The following is an 892-nucleotide window of genomic DNA, read 5'->3' as shown; positions in this document are numbered from 1 at the left end:
AGCCTCGCAGCGGTCGCTTATAAGCGACCGCTGCGTCCATTGAGGGGCCGAAGGCCACTCTGGCAGTCGGGCGAAGCCCGACGACCTCGCGCGTGCGACTCGCACCCTTCGGGCGCTCGTCGGCACGCGCCGACGCGTTACGTTCACCACGTTATGTTCACCACGTTACGTTTCGCCGCGTTCGTTTCACCGCGCTACGTTTATAAGCAGTCGTCCGTCGCCGAAGTCGCCCCCTCAGTCGCCGTCGGCCGCGGCGGCGCGATTCCGGATCTCGATCCGGCCCTCGATCGACGGATCGATCCCGTGCTCGCGGGCGTAGGCCGCGAGCACCTCGTACTGGATGTCGGCCTCGCCGATCCGGTGGCGCTGTTCGAGCGTCGGGAACTCGTGGTCGGAGTGGAGTAGGTACTCGGAGGTCGCGACCGTGTACGTCGTCTCCGGATCGATCGGTTCCCCGCCGACGCTCGCTTCGACGAGCGCCTCGCGGTCGGCGTCCCACACCACCCGCGCGTTCGAGACGTGGCCGTGCCACCAGTCGTCCTCGCCGAAGTCGACATCGGGTGCCGCCATCTCCCGGAGCACGCTCCGCAACGCTTCGCCGGTGAGCGAGACGAGCACCACCGGCTCCTCGAACGGGATGAGGCTGATCAGGTCGGCTTTCGTCACGTCGTCGGTCCACGGATCGCCCTGCCGGAGCCCGCCGGCGTTCGAGAGCCCGACGTCGGCGTCGTGCGCCCAGCGGAACGCGTCCGCGACGAAGTTACCGACCCGACACTCGCCGCCGTGGACGACCTCGCCGGTCCGGGGGATCGGGTCCGTCACCTGGCCGGCGACCTCGTCGAGGTCGGCTTCGCGCATCCGCGCTTCGAGGGCCGACTGGAGGTCCCCGAGC

General features: G+C 69.3%; 1 protein-coding gene. It reads right to left on the bottom strand.

Features of this window, described 5'->3' with window-relative positions; genetic code table 11:
• Nucleotides 1–234: 234 nt before the first annotated feature.
• Nucleotides 235–892 (bottom strand): 5'-nucleotidase C-terminal domain-containing protein (locus tag ACFQEU_RS16810; protein WP_379784002.1); only part of this gene is annotated, 658 nt, incomplete at its 5' end.

This window comes from Halorubrum tibetense (assembly GCF_042661865.1).
In the GTDB taxonomy this organism is placed as follows: domain Archaea; phylum Halobacteriota; class Halobacteria; order Halobacteriales; family Haloferacaceae; genus Halorubrum; species Halorubrum tibetense.
Note: the sequence above shows the minus strand (reverse complement) of the source record. Positions and strands in the feature narration are given on the sequence as shown.